The sequence below is a fragment of the Sphaerospermopsis sp. FACHB-1194 genome (genome assembly GCF_014696235.1).
Taxonomy (GTDB): Bacteria; Cyanobacteriota; Cyanobacteriia; order Cyanobacteriales; family Nostocaceae; genus Sphaerospermopsis; species Sphaerospermopsis kisseleviana.
Map to the genome: position 1 here is coordinate 54,888 of NZ_JACJPU010000014.1, position 13,430 is coordinate 68,317.

General features: G+C 39.8%; 16 protein-coding genes. 11 read left to right on the forward strand and 5 right to left on the reverse strand.

Annotated elements, in window-relative coordinates; genetic code table 11:
• Positions 1 to 147 precede the first annotated feature (147 nt).
• The 10 genes from H6F45_RS10700 to H6F45_RS10745 all read left to right on the forward strand — a co-directional run bounded on the left by H6F45_RS10700 (position 148) and on the right by H6F45_RS10745 (position 8,202).
• Entirely contained in the window at positions 148 to 777 is a 630-nt protein-coding gene (locus H6F45_RS10700) for a phosphoribosylanthranilate isomerase (protein ID WP_190347156.1), read from the forward strand.
• A gap of 536 nt (positions 778 to 1,313) precedes the next feature.
• A complete protein-coding gene (locus tag H6F45_RS10705; protein WP_190347157.1) occupies positions 1,314 to 1,478 on the forward strand; it encodes a hypothetical protein in 165 nt (54 codons plus the stop codon).
• A gap of 340 nt (positions 1,479 to 1,818) precedes the next feature.
• Positions 1,819 to 2,280 carry an ATP synthase subunit I gene (locus tag H6F45_RS10710; RefSeq protein ID WP_096572891.1) on the forward strand — a complete coding sequence of 154 codons (462 nt, stop codon included), beginning with the start codon at positions 1,819 to 1,821 and terminating at the stop codon, positions 2,278 to 2,280.
• 51 nt (positions 2,281 to 2,331) lie between these two features.
• Positions 2,332 to 3,087, forward strand: coding sequence for a F0F1 ATP synthase subunit A (gene atpB, locus H6F45_RS10715; protein ID WP_096572349.1), 756 nt, complete (start codon positions 2,332 to 2,334; stop codon positions 3,085 to 3,087).
• A 231-nt stretch (positions 3,088 to 3,318) separates the two neighbouring features.
• The gene (gene atpE / locus H6F45_RS10720) at positions 3,319 to 3,564 is read left to right on the forward strand and encodes an ATP synthase F0 subunit C (RefSeq protein ID WP_010994186.1); all 246 of its coding nucleotides are present in this window, start codon (positions 3,319 to 3,321) and stop codon (positions 3,562 to 3,564) included.
• A gap of 159 nt (positions 3,565 to 3,723) precedes the next feature.
• Positions 3,724 to 4,215 (forward strand): F0F1 ATP synthase subunit B', encoded by a 492-nt coding sequence (locus H6F45_RS10725; RefSeq protein ID WP_096572350.1) that lies wholly within the window; start codon positions 3,724 to 3,726, stop codon positions 4,213 to 4,215.
• Positions 4,216 to 4,378: 163 nt separating this feature from the next.
• On the forward strand, positions 4,379 to 4,936 hold the full coding sequence (locus tag H6F45_RS10730; RefSeq protein ID WP_096572351.1) for a F0F1 ATP synthase subunit B: 558 nt from the start codon (positions 4,379 to 4,381) through the stop codon (positions 4,934 to 4,936).
• Positions 4,937 to 4,941: 5 nt separating this feature from the next.
• On the forward strand, positions 4,942 to 5,496 hold the full coding sequence (atpH, locus tag H6F45_RS10735; RefSeq protein WP_190347158.1) for an ATP synthase F1 subunit delta: 555 nt from the start codon (positions 4,942 to 4,944) through the stop codon (positions 5,494 to 5,496).
• A 141-nt stretch (positions 5,497 to 5,637) separates the two neighbouring features.
• Positions 5,638 to 7,158: a F0F1 ATP synthase subunit alpha gene (atpA, locus tag H6F45_RS10740; protein ID WP_096572353.1), complete on the forward strand. Its 1,521-nt coding sequence runs from the start codon at positions 5,638 to 5,640 to the stop codon at positions 7,156 to 7,158.
• Positions 7,159 to 7,254: 96 nt separating this feature from the next.
• Positions 7,255 to 8,202 (forward strand): F0F1 ATP synthase subunit gamma, encoded by a 948-nt coding sequence (locus H6F45_RS10745; RefSeq protein ID WP_096572354.1) that lies wholly within the window; start codon positions 7,255 to 7,257, stop codon positions 8,200 to 8,202.
• A 343-nt stretch (positions 8,203 to 8,545) separates the two neighbouring features.
• Here H6F45_RS10745 and H6F45_RS10750 read toward each other — a convergent pair whose 3' ends face one another.
• The 4 genes from H6F45_RS10750 to H6F45_RS10765 form a co-directional block, all read right to left on the reverse strand.
• Entirely contained in the window at positions 8,546 to 9,148 is a 603-nt protein-coding gene (locus H6F45_RS10750) for a hypothetical protein (RefSeq protein ID WP_190347177.1), read from the reverse strand.
• Between the two features lie 55 nt (positions 9,149 to 9,203).
• A complete protein-coding gene (locus H6F45_RS10755; RefSeq protein ID WP_137666143.1) occupies positions 9,204 to 10,244 on the reverse strand; it encodes a glucokinase in 1,041 nt (346 codons plus the stop codon).
• Positions 10,245 to 10,447: 203 nt separating this feature from the next.
• Positions 10,448 to 11,095, reverse strand: coding sequence for a histidine phosphatase family protein (locus H6F45_RS10760; protein ID WP_096572356.1), 648 nt, complete (start codon positions 11,093 to 11,095; stop codon positions 10,448 to 10,450).
• 440 nt (positions 11,096 to 11,535) lie between these two features.
• Positions 11,536 to 11,913 carry a hypothetical protein gene (locus tag H6F45_RS10765; protein ID WP_242052592.1) on the reverse strand — a complete coding sequence of 126 codons (378 nt, stop codon included), beginning with the start codon at positions 11,911 to 11,913 and terminating at the stop codon, positions 11,536 to 11,538.
• 69 nt (positions 11,914 to 11,982) lie between these two features.
• Between H6F45_RS10765 and H6F45_RS10770 the strand changes: the two genes are divergently transcribed.
• Positions 11,983 to 12,177: a hypothetical protein gene (locus H6F45_RS10770; protein WP_190347159.1), complete on the forward strand. Its 195-nt coding sequence runs from the start codon at positions 11,983 to 11,985 to the stop codon at positions 12,175 to 12,177.
• Between the two features lie 21 nt (positions 12,178 to 12,198).
• On the opposite strand, the gene H6F45_RS10775 is transcribed toward H6F45_RS10770, so the two are convergent.
• Positions 12,199 to 13,368 (reverse strand): FAD-dependent oxidoreductase, encoded by a 1,170-nt coding sequence (locus H6F45_RS10775; RefSeq protein WP_096572357.1) that lies wholly within the window; start codon positions 13,366 to 13,368, stop codon positions 12,199 to 12,201.
• Positions 13,369 to 13,430: the final 62 nt, after the last annotated feature.

Genomic DNA, 13,430 nt, shown 5'->3' on the forward strand with positions numbered 1-13,430 from the left:
TGTATTCTCCTATTATGAAAAATGAATCCAAACCTACAAAATTATAGAATTAGCTAGGACAAAGCAAAAGTTTTTCCTTTAAATTAATGTACTTTTGTAATTATTTTTAATTTCCCCCGTCATTTATTAAACTTATCTCACACTTAAATGCGAGTTAAAATTTGCGGAATTACTCAACCACAGCAGTCTTTAGCTATAGCTAACTTAGGTGCAACCGCACTAGGATTTATTTGTGTGCCAACTTCACCACGCTACGTTACCATAGAACAGATACAAGCAGCAGTAGCACCACTACCAGATAATATTGATAAAATTGGCGTTTTTGCCAACAGCAGCATTTTACAAATTAGTGAAACTGTACAAACATCTAAATTAACGGGTGTACAGTTGCACGGAGATGAAACACCAGAATTTTGTGATCAATTACGTCAAATTTTACCAAACATAGAAATTATTAAAGCCTTGCGAGTGAGAAATTTACAACAACTAGAAACCACAGCTAACTATATTGACTATGTAGATACTTTACTATTAGATGCTTACCATCCCCAACAATTAGGAGGAACAGGAAAAACATTAGATTGGGAAATGTTACAAGCTTATAAACCTAGTCGTCCTTGGTTTTTAGCAGGAGGACTAACACCAGATAATATATTAACAGCTTTAAGTCAAATTCATCCCGATGGAATTGATTTATCTAGTGGTGTAGAACGTTCACCAGGAGATAAAGATTTAGATAAAGTAGAGTTATTATTTGCTAGGTTAAAGTCTGTGTGAGTATTCAGCTATCAGTAATCAGTAATCAGTTTACTGAAAGCTGATAAATGAATGATTTTGTCAGCATCAGGACACCCTTCGGGAAATCAAAAGTCAAAAATTAAAAATTAAAAATTAAAAATCCGCGTTCATCTGCGTTCAAATTTTGTCATAATCAGGTGGTTATCGAGTTTCGACTACGCTCAACTACCGCGACTTGTACTGAGCGGTTAGTGAGCGCAGTCGAACTATGTCGAAGTAAGTCGAGATAATATCCAGGATTTAAGGATAGATTACATCAGGTTTTATACTAGTTGTTTTTTGTATTTGATTTGTCGTATATTGAGAATAGGCGATCGCTCAAATCTTGAGGTAGTGATAAAATAGAAAAATCAGGACAAAAATCAGGACAAAAATAAAGACAACCGTGTTTAATTTGGTTCTTCAGTACATAGTATGCCAAACTATTAATTAAACATCAAAAATGTGTTTAAAAATAAAGGCAAAAATGGCAGAAACAAATCACTAAACTTACGCCTGGAAGGGTTGCACAAGCGATGCCTGGGATTTTAGTCAGGGTTTCCACTCCTGCCCAACCGCCAAAACCACGGGGTAAATCTCCCGGCTGGAAGACCGGACAGAACAGACAACGTAGAATTCGCTATCCTATCGTTAAAAAGCGTACTTCACCTTCACGTAAAGCCCAGCCAAAAACTGCTTGATTTCTCATTTTTTGAATTTTTTACTTTGCTTTTTTTCAACTCAGCTTCCCTGAGTCATTTTGTGTTTTTAGTCTAAAGTTCAGTAGTTATACTTAAACGTAGTCTAAAACCTCATAAAACATCAACTACTCATCCCTACACCTAGCGAGAGAGTGTAGAAGAGGCAGGGGAGCAGGGAGCAGAGAGCAGGGAAAATTATTTGTATTTTCCCAGTCCCCAGTCACCAATCACCAAAAAATAAGATAATTGTTTTTTTCTAAAGTATTGTTACCAGAGCGTGATATGATTCAACTGACTGAATGTGCAGTCACCCTATTTAGCTGTACTGGTTTCAAGTCCCGTGAGCTTGTCAGAAGAACAAATTGTACCCACTCCGACAACAGAACAAGATACTCAAGCTAGTTCTGAAGAAAAACAGCCAGCAAGCTCCTCCATGCAGGAGTTTTATCAACTCTATCAAGAGTTGTTGGTAATCACGCTTGTGTTAACAGGGGTCATTTTCATCTCTGTTTGGGTTTCCTATTCCCTCAACATTGCTCTAAATTATTTATTAGGGGCGTGTGCAGGTGTGCTTTACTTGAGGATGTTGGCCAAAGATGTAGAGCGATTAGGTACAGAGAAACAAAAGCTGAGTAAAACCAGGTTAGCTTTATTAGTCATCCTGATTTTGTTAGCATCAAAGTTGAAACAACTGGAAATCATGCCCATATTCTTGGGATTTCTCACCTATAAAGCCACACTCATCATCTATGTAGTTAGAGTGGCGTTTATATCTGACTCCACAAAGCTCCGGCAACCTTAAAACGCTCTGTTTCTCCAGTAAGATGAGAGAAGCGATCCAACTAACAAGAAAATGCTGAATTTTCTGAACTTTTACTCCCTTCCATTGGCAGAATTGGAAGTGGGTAAACATCTGTACTGGCAAATAGGCAACTTAAAGCTACATGGACAGGTGTTTCTCACCTCCTGGTTTGTAATTGGCGTATTAACACTGGTTTCCATCTTGGCAAGCAGCAACGTTAAACGCATTCCTAGCGGCATTCAAAACTTGATGGAATTTGCCCTAGAATTTATTCGGGACTTAGCAAAAAACCAGATCGGCGAAAAAGAATATCGCCCCTGGGTGCCATTTATCGGCACATTGTTTTTGTTTATTTTCGTGTCTAACTGGTCAGGGGCATTAGTTCCATTTAAACTAATTCATTTGCCAGAAGGTGAACTGGCCGCTCCCACCAGCGACATTAACACAACAGTTGCCTTAGCACTGTTAACTTCATTAGCTTACTTCTATGCTGGATTCAGCAAGAAAGGCTTAGGGTACTTCGGCAACTATGTGCAACCAGTTTCCTTCATGTTGCCCTTCAAAATTATTGAAGATTTCACCAAGCCTCTTTCCCTAAGCTTCCGTTTATTCGGTAATATCTTAGCTGATGAATTGGTCGTAGGCGTGCTAGTGTTGCTAGTGCCTCTATTTGTACCATTGCCAGTAATGGCCTTGGGATTATTCACAAGTGCTATTCAAGCCCTAATTTTTGCCACCCTCGCCGCCGCCTATATTGGTGAAGCGATGGAAGATCATCATGGCGAAGAGCATGAGGGACATCACTAAACCCCTCAGATGACAAAAGTCAGTCATGAGGTGACAGGTGACAGGTGACAGGTGACAGTTATGAGGTGACAGGTGATGGGTGACAGGTGACAGAAAGTAGTCAACAGTCAACCGAGAGCAGTCAACCAAAAAACAACATCTGATCGCTGAAAGCTGATAACTGATAGCTGACTACTAAACAACTCTACAAGTTCAACAACTAACCACTGTATAAAGTAAGGAAAGAATATCATGGATCCATTAGTTTCTGCTGCTTCCGTATTAGCTGCTGCTCTCGCTGTTGGTTTGGCTGCAATCGGCCCTGGTATTGGTCAAGGTAACGCAGCAGGACAAGCTGTGGAAGGTATTGCTCGTCAGCCTGAAGCAGAAGGTAAAATTCGCGGTACATTGTTGCTCAGTTTGGCGTTCATGGAAGCGTTAACCATCTACGGTCTAGTAGTTGCTCTCGTACTGTTGTTTGCTAACCCCTTCGCATAATTAGTACACAGTCTGAGTACACAGTCTGAGTGCTGAGTGACAAAAATTAGGAGTTAGGAGTTAGGAGTTAGGAGTTGAATTAATGACTCACTAACTCATAACTCATAACATCCACCAATCATAACTCAGGACTACAACCATAGATAGGAACAAGCAACAATGACACACTGGATCACCTTATTGGCAGTAGAAGAAGTTGCCAAAGAAGGGGGCTTGTTTGACTTAGATGCGACTTTGCCCTTGATGGCAATCCAGTTTCTAGTTTTAGCCCTGATATTGAATGCAACTCTCTATAAACCATTGGGTAAAGCCATTGATGGACGTAATGAATATGTCCGTAACAATCAATTGGATGCCCAAGAACGCTTGTCAAAAGCGGAAAAGTTAGCCGAGCAGTATGAACAAGAACTAGCCGGCGCAAGAAGACAAGCACAAGCGATTATTGCCCAAGCTCAAGCAGAAGCGCAAAAAACAGCAGCCCAGAAAATAGCTGCCGCGCAGCAAGAAGCCCAAGCACAAAGAGAAAAAGCAGCTGGTGAAATTGAGCAGCAAAAACAACAAGCTTTAGCTTCCTTAGAAGCTCAGGTAGATGCCCTCAGTCGCCAAATACTAGAGAAGCTGTTAGGTGCTGACTTAATAGGCCAACGCTAACTCGCAGAATTGTCGGGGAAGGGAACAGGGAACACTTCGACAAGCTCAGTGCATCGCAGGGAACAGGGAACAGTGAAGAAAGTAATCACTGAAAACTGACCACTGACCACTGACTACTGACAATAGATTTTGAATTTGGCAGCGCAGTTGTGGATAGAAAATCATGGGGACTTTTGTACTATTGATGGCGGAAGCAGCCGCCGTCGGAGGTGAACTGGCAGAGGGAGCAGAACATAGTGGTTTTGGTCTAAATACTAATATTTTAGAGACCAACCTAATTAACCTTGCCATTATTATTACTGTACTGTTTGTTTTCGGACGTAAGGTTTTGGGTAATACCCTCAAATCTCGTCGAGAAAATATTGAAACAGCAATTAAGAGTGCAGAGCAAAGAGCAGCGTCAGCTGCAAAGCAATTGCAAGAAGCGCAACAAAAGCTAACGCAAGCTCAAGCTGAAGCTACCAGAATTAAAGCTGATGCAGAAGTAAGTGCAAAAACTGCTGGTGAGGCTATTTTGGTTCAAGCTGCTGCTGACATTGAGAAAATGCAAGCTGCTGGTGCGGCTGACTTGAATGCAGAACTAGAGCGCGTAATTTCTCAATTGCGTCAAAAAGTAGTAGCTCAAGCACTGCAAAAGGCGGAAGCTGAACTCAAGACTGGCATTGCTGAGGATGCTCAAAAAACTATTATTGACCGTAGCATCGCTCAATTGGGAGGTTAGAAACCATGAAAAGTAATGCAGCTACAGCAGAAGTAGCCCAGCCTTATGCACAGGCTTTGTTATCCGTTGCTCAAGCAAATAATTTGACAGAAGAGTTTGGTGCAGATGCACGGACTCTAGTTAGTTTGATTTCTGGTTCTGGGGAATTGCAAAACTTTTTGGATAACCCCTTTATTCAACCAGAAAACAAAAAGAATTTCCTCAAACAATTGTTAGGGGAAGGTGTTAACCCCTATCTGAGAAATTTCATTTTGCTGTTGGTTGATAGAAGACGAATTTCTTTTCTAGAGCCAATTTTACAGCAGTATGTAAACCTGTTACGGGAATTGAATCAAACGGTTTTAGCAGAAGTAACTTCTGCTGTTCCTTTGACAGATGCACAACTGCAAACAGTGAAAGAAAAGGTTATTTCTATTACCAAAGCACGGGAAGTAGAAATTGAAACCAAAATCGACACCGATTTAATTGGTGGTGTGGTGATCAAAGTCGGTTCTCAAGTTATTGATGCCAGCTTACGTGGTCAACTACGTCGCCTTTCTTTGCGCTTAACTAATGGTTAGGTAATGGGTAATGGGTAATGGGTAATGGGTAATGGGTAATGGGTAATGAATCATATTCTTCCCAGTCACCAGTCACCAATCACCAATCACCGTTTACCAAAAACTTCTTTTGTCTTGAAAGAACACTGAACAATAGGCATAATGAGCATTTCAATTAGACCTGACGAAATCAGCAGCATTATCCAACAACAAATCGAGCAATATGACAAGGAAGTCAAAGTTGCTAATGTTGGTACTGTACTGCAAGTTGGTGATGGTATTGCCCGGATCTATGGCTTAGAAAAAGCTATGGCTGGGGAACTCCTAGAATTTGAAGATGGTACTGTTGGTATCGCCCAAAACTTAGAAGAAGATAACGTTGGTGCGGTATTGATGGGTGAAGGCCGCAATATCCAAGAAGGCAGCACCGTTACCGCTACTGGTAGAATTGCTCAAGTAGCTGTAGGTGATGCTTTAATCGGTCGTGTTGTTGACGCTTTGGGTCGCGCTATTGATGGTAAGGGCGAAATCAAAACTGGCGAAAGTCGTTTGATTGAATCCCCAGCCCCCGGTATTATTGCACGTCGTTCTGTACATGAACCCATGCAAACTGGTATTACCGCTATTGACTCGATGATTCCCGTAGGTCGGGGTCAGCGTGAGTTGATTATCGGAGACCGCCAAACCGGTAAAACTGCGATCGCTATTGACACCATCATTAACCAAAAAGGTGAAGATGTAGTTTGTGTATACGTAGCCGTTGGTCAAAAAGCTTCCACCGTTGCTAACGTTGTGCAAACTTTACAAGAAAAAGGCGCGATGGACTACACCGTAGTTGTCGCCGCTAACGCCAGTGACCCTGCAACTTTACAATTCTTAGCTCCCTACACAGGCGCTTCTATTGCTGAATACTTCATGTATAAAGGCAAAGCGACCCTGATTGTTTATGATGATTTGTCTAAGCAAGCTCAGGCTTATCGTCAGATGTCCTTGTTGTTACGTCGTCCACCCGGACGGGAAGCGTACCCTGGAGACGTATTCTACATTCACTCTCGCTTGTTGGAACGTGCTGCTAAACTCAGCGATGAATTAGGTAAAGGTAGTATGACTGCATTACCTATCATTGAAACCCAAGCTGGTGACGTATCCGCTTACATTCCTACCAACGTAATTTCTATTACTGACGGTCAGATTTTCTTATCTTCTGACTTGTTCAACTCTGGTATCCGTCCTGCGGTTAACCCCGGTATCTCCGTATCCCGTGTAGGTTCTGCGGCACAAACCAAGGCGATGAAGAAGGTAGCAGGTAAGATTAAACTGGAATTGGCTCAGTTTGACGACTTACAAGCGTTCGCGCAATTTGCTTCTGACTTAGATAAAGCTACTCAAGATCAGTTAGCTCGTGGTGTACGTTTACGGGAATTGTTGAAACAGCCCCAAAACGATCCTCTATCTGTAGCTGAACAAGTAGCGATTCTCTACGCTGGTATTAACGGTTATTTAGATGACATTGCTGTAAACCAAGTTACCAGCTTTGTTAGAGGTTTCCGTGAATACTTGAAGACTGGTAAGAACTCCTACTACTCAGCAGTACAAGGCAGCAAAGTATTGGGAGATGCTGAAGAAGCAGCCCTCAAAGAAGCTTTAGCTGATTACAAGAAGACCTTTTTAGCTACAGCGTAACAGTTAATGGGTAATGGGTAATGGGTAATAGGTAATAGCAAGAACTTTTACCCAATTACCAATTACCAATTACCAATTACCAATGACCTAAATATTATGCCTAATCTCAAAGCAATACGCGATCGCATTCAGTCGGTCAAAAACACCAAAAAAATTACCGAAGCTATGCGGCTAGTGGCTGCGGCGAGAGTACGTCGCGCTCAAGAGCAGGTAATTGCCACCCGTCCCTTTGCTGACCGTTTGGCACAAGTATTATTTGGTTTACAAACTCGCTTAAAGTTTGAAGATGTAGACCTACCACTACTGAAAAAACGGGAAGTTAAATCTGTTGGTTTGTTGGTAGTTTCAGGTGATAGAGGTCTGTGTGGCGGTTACAATGCTAACGTGATCCGTCGTGCAGAAAACCGCGCTAAGGAACTCAAAGCGGAAGGTTTAGATGTAACTTTTGTGATCGTGGGTCGCAAAGCTACTCAATACTTCCAACGTCGTGGTTACAAAATTGATGCTAACTACACTGGTTTAGAACAAATTCCTACAGCAGCAGAAGCTACTAATATCGCTGATGAGTTGCTTTCTTTGTTCTTGTCAGAAAAGGTAGACAGAATTGAGTTAATTTATACTCGCTTCGTGTCTTTGGTGAGTTCTCGTCCTGTGGTGCAAACTTTGTTACCTTTGGATACTCAAGGTTTGGAAACCGCAGATGATGAAGTTTTCCGCTTAACTACTCGTGGTGGTCAGTTCCAAGTGGAACGGGAAAAGGTAGCTAGTACAGTTCGCGCTTTACCCCGTGACATGATTTTTGAACAAGACCCTGTACAAATTTTAGATTCTTTATTGCCTTTATATCTGAGCAATCAGTTATTAAGAGCTTTACAAGAGTCCGCAGCTAGTGAACTTGCTGCACGGATGACTGCGATGAGTAATGCTAGTGATAATGCTGGTCAACTCATTAGCACTTTGACTCTTTCTTATAATAAGGCGCGTCAAGCTGCTATTACTCAGGAACTTCTGGAAGTTGTGGGTGGTGCGGAAGCACTTAGTTAATTTGGTAGTTGGTGATGGGTGATGGGTAATTGAATTGGTAAGATTATTATTTATCACCTATTGCCGATTACTTGATGAGGTTTAAGAAGGAATGAACCACGAAGATTTATCAGACCCAAAATGCACACTTTTTCAGGTATACCCTTCAAAATCCTGGCATCTTTTTCTTGTTTATTAGCCTCAAACCTTCAATATATCTAGCTTTTGTCTTTATTCAGCAACCGCTAACTACCTTGTCACCCGTTAAGGAATAGCGGGCAGGATGCCACAAGAAATTTTTAGACATTGGGAAATTTTGTATTTTTTATAATCCAAAATCTAAAATCCAAAATCTAAAATCGGATCATCTTCTCAAAACTAACTGAAAGGAATTTAAATATCCGGTAATAGTTTTTTCTAATGTGGAACGCTGTTTTCTAGAAACTATTGCCATGACTTGATATAATCTTCCTTCAGCAACATACATCCTATTTGTAGTTACTTTACCAGCCGAATCTATATACTGAATTTCTTTACCTGGATGACTGTTGGAACTGCGAATATTACGTTCACTAATTAAATTGCTTTGTGTTGCTTTTAAAGTATTTTCTTTGGCTTGATTCAATATTTGTTGTAGGCTAGTCATCTTAGCATAGCTGTAAGGAAATTCATTGTAAGTGACTAAATACGCAACTTCCTGTTCCGGTGGTTGGGCTACAAATATGTTTAATTTTATTTCTCCCATGTAGGTTTTTTGAATTTGAGTTTTCGTGTTTGGTCTGACTGGCATTAAAACTTGAAAACTCTTATCTGGGGGAGTAAATATTTTCCATTGTGACTGCACTACTTCGGGAACATTTGGTTTTTTGTGAGTAGCTATAGGTTGGGATTTACTTACCTCGGCAGAAATAAACCCACTATAAACAAAAGTGGCAGTAATGAAAGGTATTAAAAATTCAATATTCAATTTCATATTCATAATTTGTAGCCCTCGCAGATGCGGTTTTTATTGTTGCTGCTATTTATAACCTAAAAGCAGATAAAGCCGCACCTATTAATCCTACTTGTTGGTTAAGGATTATATGCACCGGTATTTCTTCGAGGAGGGAACGCATTCTGCCTTTTTGGGTGAAATTTAACATAAAACTCCCATTTTGCATCAAGGGCAGAATTTTCGGGGCAATGCCTCCAGCAATATATAATCCTCCGTAGGGTAAGAGTTTTAAGGCTAAGTTGCCGGCTTCTGCACCGTAAGCTTCGACGAACATTTGTATGGTTTGTTCTGATAGGCGATCGCGTTTTTCTAAAGCTGCACTACCAATAGCAGCACCAGGATCAACGGTTTTTTCTGCTTTTCCGGCTTCTTGTTCCCAGCTTCTGACTATTTGGGCTATTTCTGGGTTTTCTGTGTCTATTTGTCTATCTCTTAAAAATTGGTAAATGGAAGTGATCCCTAAACCGGAAACTACTCTTTCTACAGATGCACGTTGAATATCATGTTTAGACAATAAATATTTCAACAGTTGAAATTCTAATTCATTGCGGGGGGCAAAATCTGCGTGGCCACCTTCGGAGGGAAAAACTTGATATTGGTTTCCTTGTTTGATTAAAAAACCTTGTCCTAAACCTGTTCCTGCACCAATAACCGCCATCGGTGCATCAGGTTGATATTTACCAACTTGTAAGGTGACTAAATCTTGTGTGGTTAAACCAAAAATACCATAACCGACGGCTGCAAAGTCATTAATTAGGGAAATTGCCGGAATATTTAATTGTTTTGCTAATCTTTCCGTGTCTAAAAACCAAGCTAAATTAGTGAGTTTAGCGGTGTTTTGTACTACGGGTCCGGCGATCGCAAAACAAGCTTTTTCTGGTGTAGATGTATTGCCTGTTGATAGATTCGCTGCGGCTAAAAATTTTTGGACAATTGGCACTAAATCAGGAAAATCTCCACTGCGGTAACTTTCCTCATACAAGGTTTTTAAACCTAATGAGTTTGAAGACTCTACCAGGCGTAAAATTGTTTTCGTGCCACCGATATCTCCCGCTAATAGTAATGTCATAAAATTTATCAGTTAGTTTGTTAGTTTGTTGGTTTGTGTGTGACTTGTACTTTAATTATTTACCTATCAGTAAACAGTATTGATATTTTTCAGGTTTACTTCCAAATAATTGCTCGAAATCAAATATTCTGACTCCTGACTCCGGTTGGTGAGCGAAGCGATGCACTGAGCGCGCTCGAAGTGTCGAACCAGTGACTCCTGACTTATACAAATCTTACTACTTCCTCTACTGTAGTTAAATGGGAAGTATCTCCTTTTAGTTCTAGCAACCATTGTGATTCTTGACGCACCACTTTTACTAAAGAACATAATGTAGCTTTAACTTCTGCTTTAGCTATATCCCCCACAAATCCCATTGCCGCACCTAACACAGAAGCCCCATGTGCTACTAACAGAATATCATCTGGCCAAAATTCTGCTGCTAAACATCTAGCGGTTTGTGCAGAACGATATCTCACTTGTTCATGGGTTTCGGGATATTTTGCTGCTATCTGGGGTGTGTAGCCTGTGTCTATTCTAGGAAATAATGCTTTTAATTCTGGGGTTGAGAGTCTTTCTGGTTCTTCTGTCATCCATGCGGGATTTAACCACTCACTTAAACCTGTTTCTAGTCTAATCTCTAATTCTAATGCTTCGGCGACTGCGTTGGCGGTTTGCACTGTTCGCAAAAAAGGAGATGCGAAAATATGTTTGATTTTTTCGCCTTTGAGTCTTTTTGCTAGTTGTTGTGCTTGGATCATGCCATCATCTGATAATGGTGGATCATAGCGTTTTTCGGCTGTGAGAAACCAGTCAGGGTTTACAAAATCAAGGCGGTTGGCGTGTCTGGCGATCCAAATAATTTGACTCATGGGGCAAATTTTACAGGTATCAATGCTTGTATTTTGGGTATGTTTTAAATATTAGGGCATAATTGTTATGTTTTGTGATCTTGAAGATGATTTTGTTTTTTTAATGAACCACGTTATGCGAAGCATTTCCCGAAGGGTAGACGCGAAGGACACGAAGAGAAGAGGGAAGTGAAGAAGGAAGTGATTTTTTGTAATATCAACCACTAATTTATCTCTTCTCATAGTTGGCTTACCTGATAAAATTTGTGGATCTGAATGAATGTATTTTCCCCAGTTCATGATTTAAACCATCCCTGATTTTCGGTAATTTCATTTCTTTAATTTTATCTCACGTTTCTCACTAAAAAATTATCATGTCCACAACTTTTTTGAAAACGTCTTAAAATCTCTGTACTACAAATTCCGGGGGTACCATCTTTAGAATAATAAAAAAATACTTCTTATAAAAATCTACCATAATCAGAACAAACAGGATCTATCCCATTAACATTCCATTTTTTGTTAGCAGTAATAAAAGTAGACTTTAAATCTTTAATCGTAGTGCAAAAAGGTTTCTCTGGACTTTTATAATCTGAAGGAATAACTAGAGAATATTTTAAATTTCTACTTAATGTCAGATATTCTATAGGTTTTTTACCCGTACAAATTCCATGTTTTTGCCATTGATGATCAAAAAGTCGATCATTGGGAAATAAACCTCTAAACTTTTGCTTAACTAATGGTGGTAATTTTTCTGTAGAACAGTTAGCAGGATAACCTTGTTGATATTGTGGCCAAAGTCCATGTAAAACAAAACCGTATTTTTTCCCTGTTCCCAACTCATTTCTTTAACTCGTTTGGCCATGGTGTATGCACCGATATAAGTCCCTAAAGTTTTTGTCCAACTTGTGGCCATGCGCCATCTGACTGTGGGTAAACTACTTTGTGTGGCAGTGGATGTAGTTTTTCTAGCACAGGCTGTTGTCAGTACGGCTGTTGCAGTGGCGATCGCCCCAGTGTTGATAATTAGCTTGATAATTAGCGGGCAAGATGCCCGCACCACAAGAAATATTTGTATATTTTTTGTATTTGAAATTCCCTAAGATTTTCACTATTTTCAATTTTCAATCATGGCGAAATTGTGCCATAAAACGCCGATCTATACAGTCTTTCCAGTGCCACAATAAGTGATGAGGTGGTAAGGTGAAATTTCCTCTTGTAGCTAAGGCACGCCCATCACCAGTACCAATTAAACTTAAATACTCTTTTTGTGGTTTGTAGGGTTTTAGCGATTTATTTAAAATCAATCTTCGCAAATTTTCATACAGTGGTTTACCTTGACGCACCGCAAATACACCTGCTTTTGGTAGGTGATAATTAATCATTGTGGCAATATCACCTGCTGCAAAAATCTGTGGATGACTAATAGATTGCAAATTATCATTTACTAAAATAAACCCTTTTTCATCCGTAGCAATTCCTGAATCTTTGACCCAATTTGCTGCTGAGGCTTGTGTTACCCAAAATACTTGATTACATTTTAATTTTAACCCAGATTCCGATGTAATTTCTAATTGATTATCTCTTGTAGGTGCAACTTCACAGACATTTTCACCTAAATGTAATTTTACACCTTTATTAATTACAACATCCCGCATAATTCCCCGTACAGATGGGTGATGATTTGGCATTAATTCCCCAGTACGCTGAAATAAATGTACTGTTAAATTTTCTATTCCTAATTTCTGTAAACCTGCCAACATTGATAACGCTAATTCTACACCTCCAGCACCACCACCAACCACACCAATACTTAACTGTTTTTGAGGATTTTCAGCAACCATATTTTGTAATTTATACCAATGTTCTAAAAATTGTTTAACTGGTTTAGCAGCAATTGTATATTCTGCCGCACCTGATACAGACAATTTAGCGGGAGTGCTGCCAATATCAAGAGATAGAATATCAAAATTTACCACAGTTCCGTTAGCACAAAAAACCTGATTATTTTCTAAATCCAAACCAACTACTTGATCAAGATATAACTGAGCATTAGCAAATTTGCTTAAATTTGGCAAGTCAATATGACAGTGAGAATAATTGTAAAATCCGGCAATATGTCCTGGTAACATCCCAGAGTAGGGTGTATATTGATCTGAAGTAATTAAAGTCAAATTTACTCCAGCCACAGGTTGATTACCAAAAAGTTTCAAAACAATGGCATGACTATGGCCACCACCTATCAAAACTAGGTTTTTTAGGTTTTTTAGGCTTGGTTGAGAATTTTGCTGCATCTGGAAACTGCAATAAACTGCAATAAACTGCAATAAATTTCATCAGGGATTCAATATCAATA

What these genes read in the sequence shown, in the direction of transcription:
- H6F45_RS10700 (WP_190347156.1), top strand. Translation starts at nt 148, where the DNA reads ATGCGAGTTAAAATTTGCGGAATTACTCAACCACAGCAGTCTTTAGCT.
- H6F45_RS10705 (WP_190347157.1), top strand. Translation starts at nt 1,314, where the DNA reads ATGCCTGGGATTTTAGTCAGGGTTTCCACTCCTGCCCAACCGCCAAAA.
- atpB (WP_096572349.1), top strand. Translation starts at nt 2,332, where the DNA reads ATGCTGAATTTTCTGAACTTTTACTCCCTTCCATTGGCAGAATTGGAA.
- atpE (WP_010994186.1), top strand. Translation starts at nt 3,319, where the DNA reads ATGGATCCATTAGTTTCTGCTGCTTCCGTATTAGCTGCTGCTCTCGCT.
- H6F45_RS10725 (WP_096572350.1), top strand. Translation starts at nt 3,724, where the DNA reads ATGACACACTGGATCACCTTATTGGCAGTAGAAGAAGTTGCCAAAGAA.
- H6F45_RS10730 (WP_096572351.1), top strand. Translation starts at nt 4,379, where the DNA reads ATGGGGACTTTTGTACTATTGATGGCGGAAGCAGCCGCCGTCGGAGGT.
- atpH (WP_190347158.1), top strand. Translation starts at nt 4,942, where the DNA reads ATGAAAAGTAATGCAGCTACAGCAGAAGTAGCCCAGCCTTATGCACAG.
- atpA (WP_096572353.1), top strand. Translation starts at nt 5,638, where the DNA reads ATGAGCATTTCAATTAGACCTGACGAAATCAGCAGCATTATCCAACAA.
- H6F45_RS10745 (WP_096572354.1), top strand. Translation starts at nt 7,255, where the DNA reads ATGCCTAATCTCAAAGCAATACGCGATCGCATTCAGTCGGTCAAAAAC.
- H6F45_RS10755 (WP_137666143.1), bottom strand. Translation starts at nt 10,244, where the DNA reads ATGACATTACTATTAGCGGGAGATATCGGTGGCACGAAAACAATTTTA.
- H6F45_RS10760 (WP_096572356.1), bottom strand. Translation starts at nt 11,095, where the DNA reads ATGAGTCAAATTATTTGGATCGCCAGACACGCCAACCGCCTTGATTTT.
- H6F45_RS10775 (WP_096572357.1), bottom strand. Translation starts at nt 13,368, where the DNA reads ATGCAGCAAAATTCTCAACCAAGCCTAAAAAACCTAAAAAACCTAGTT.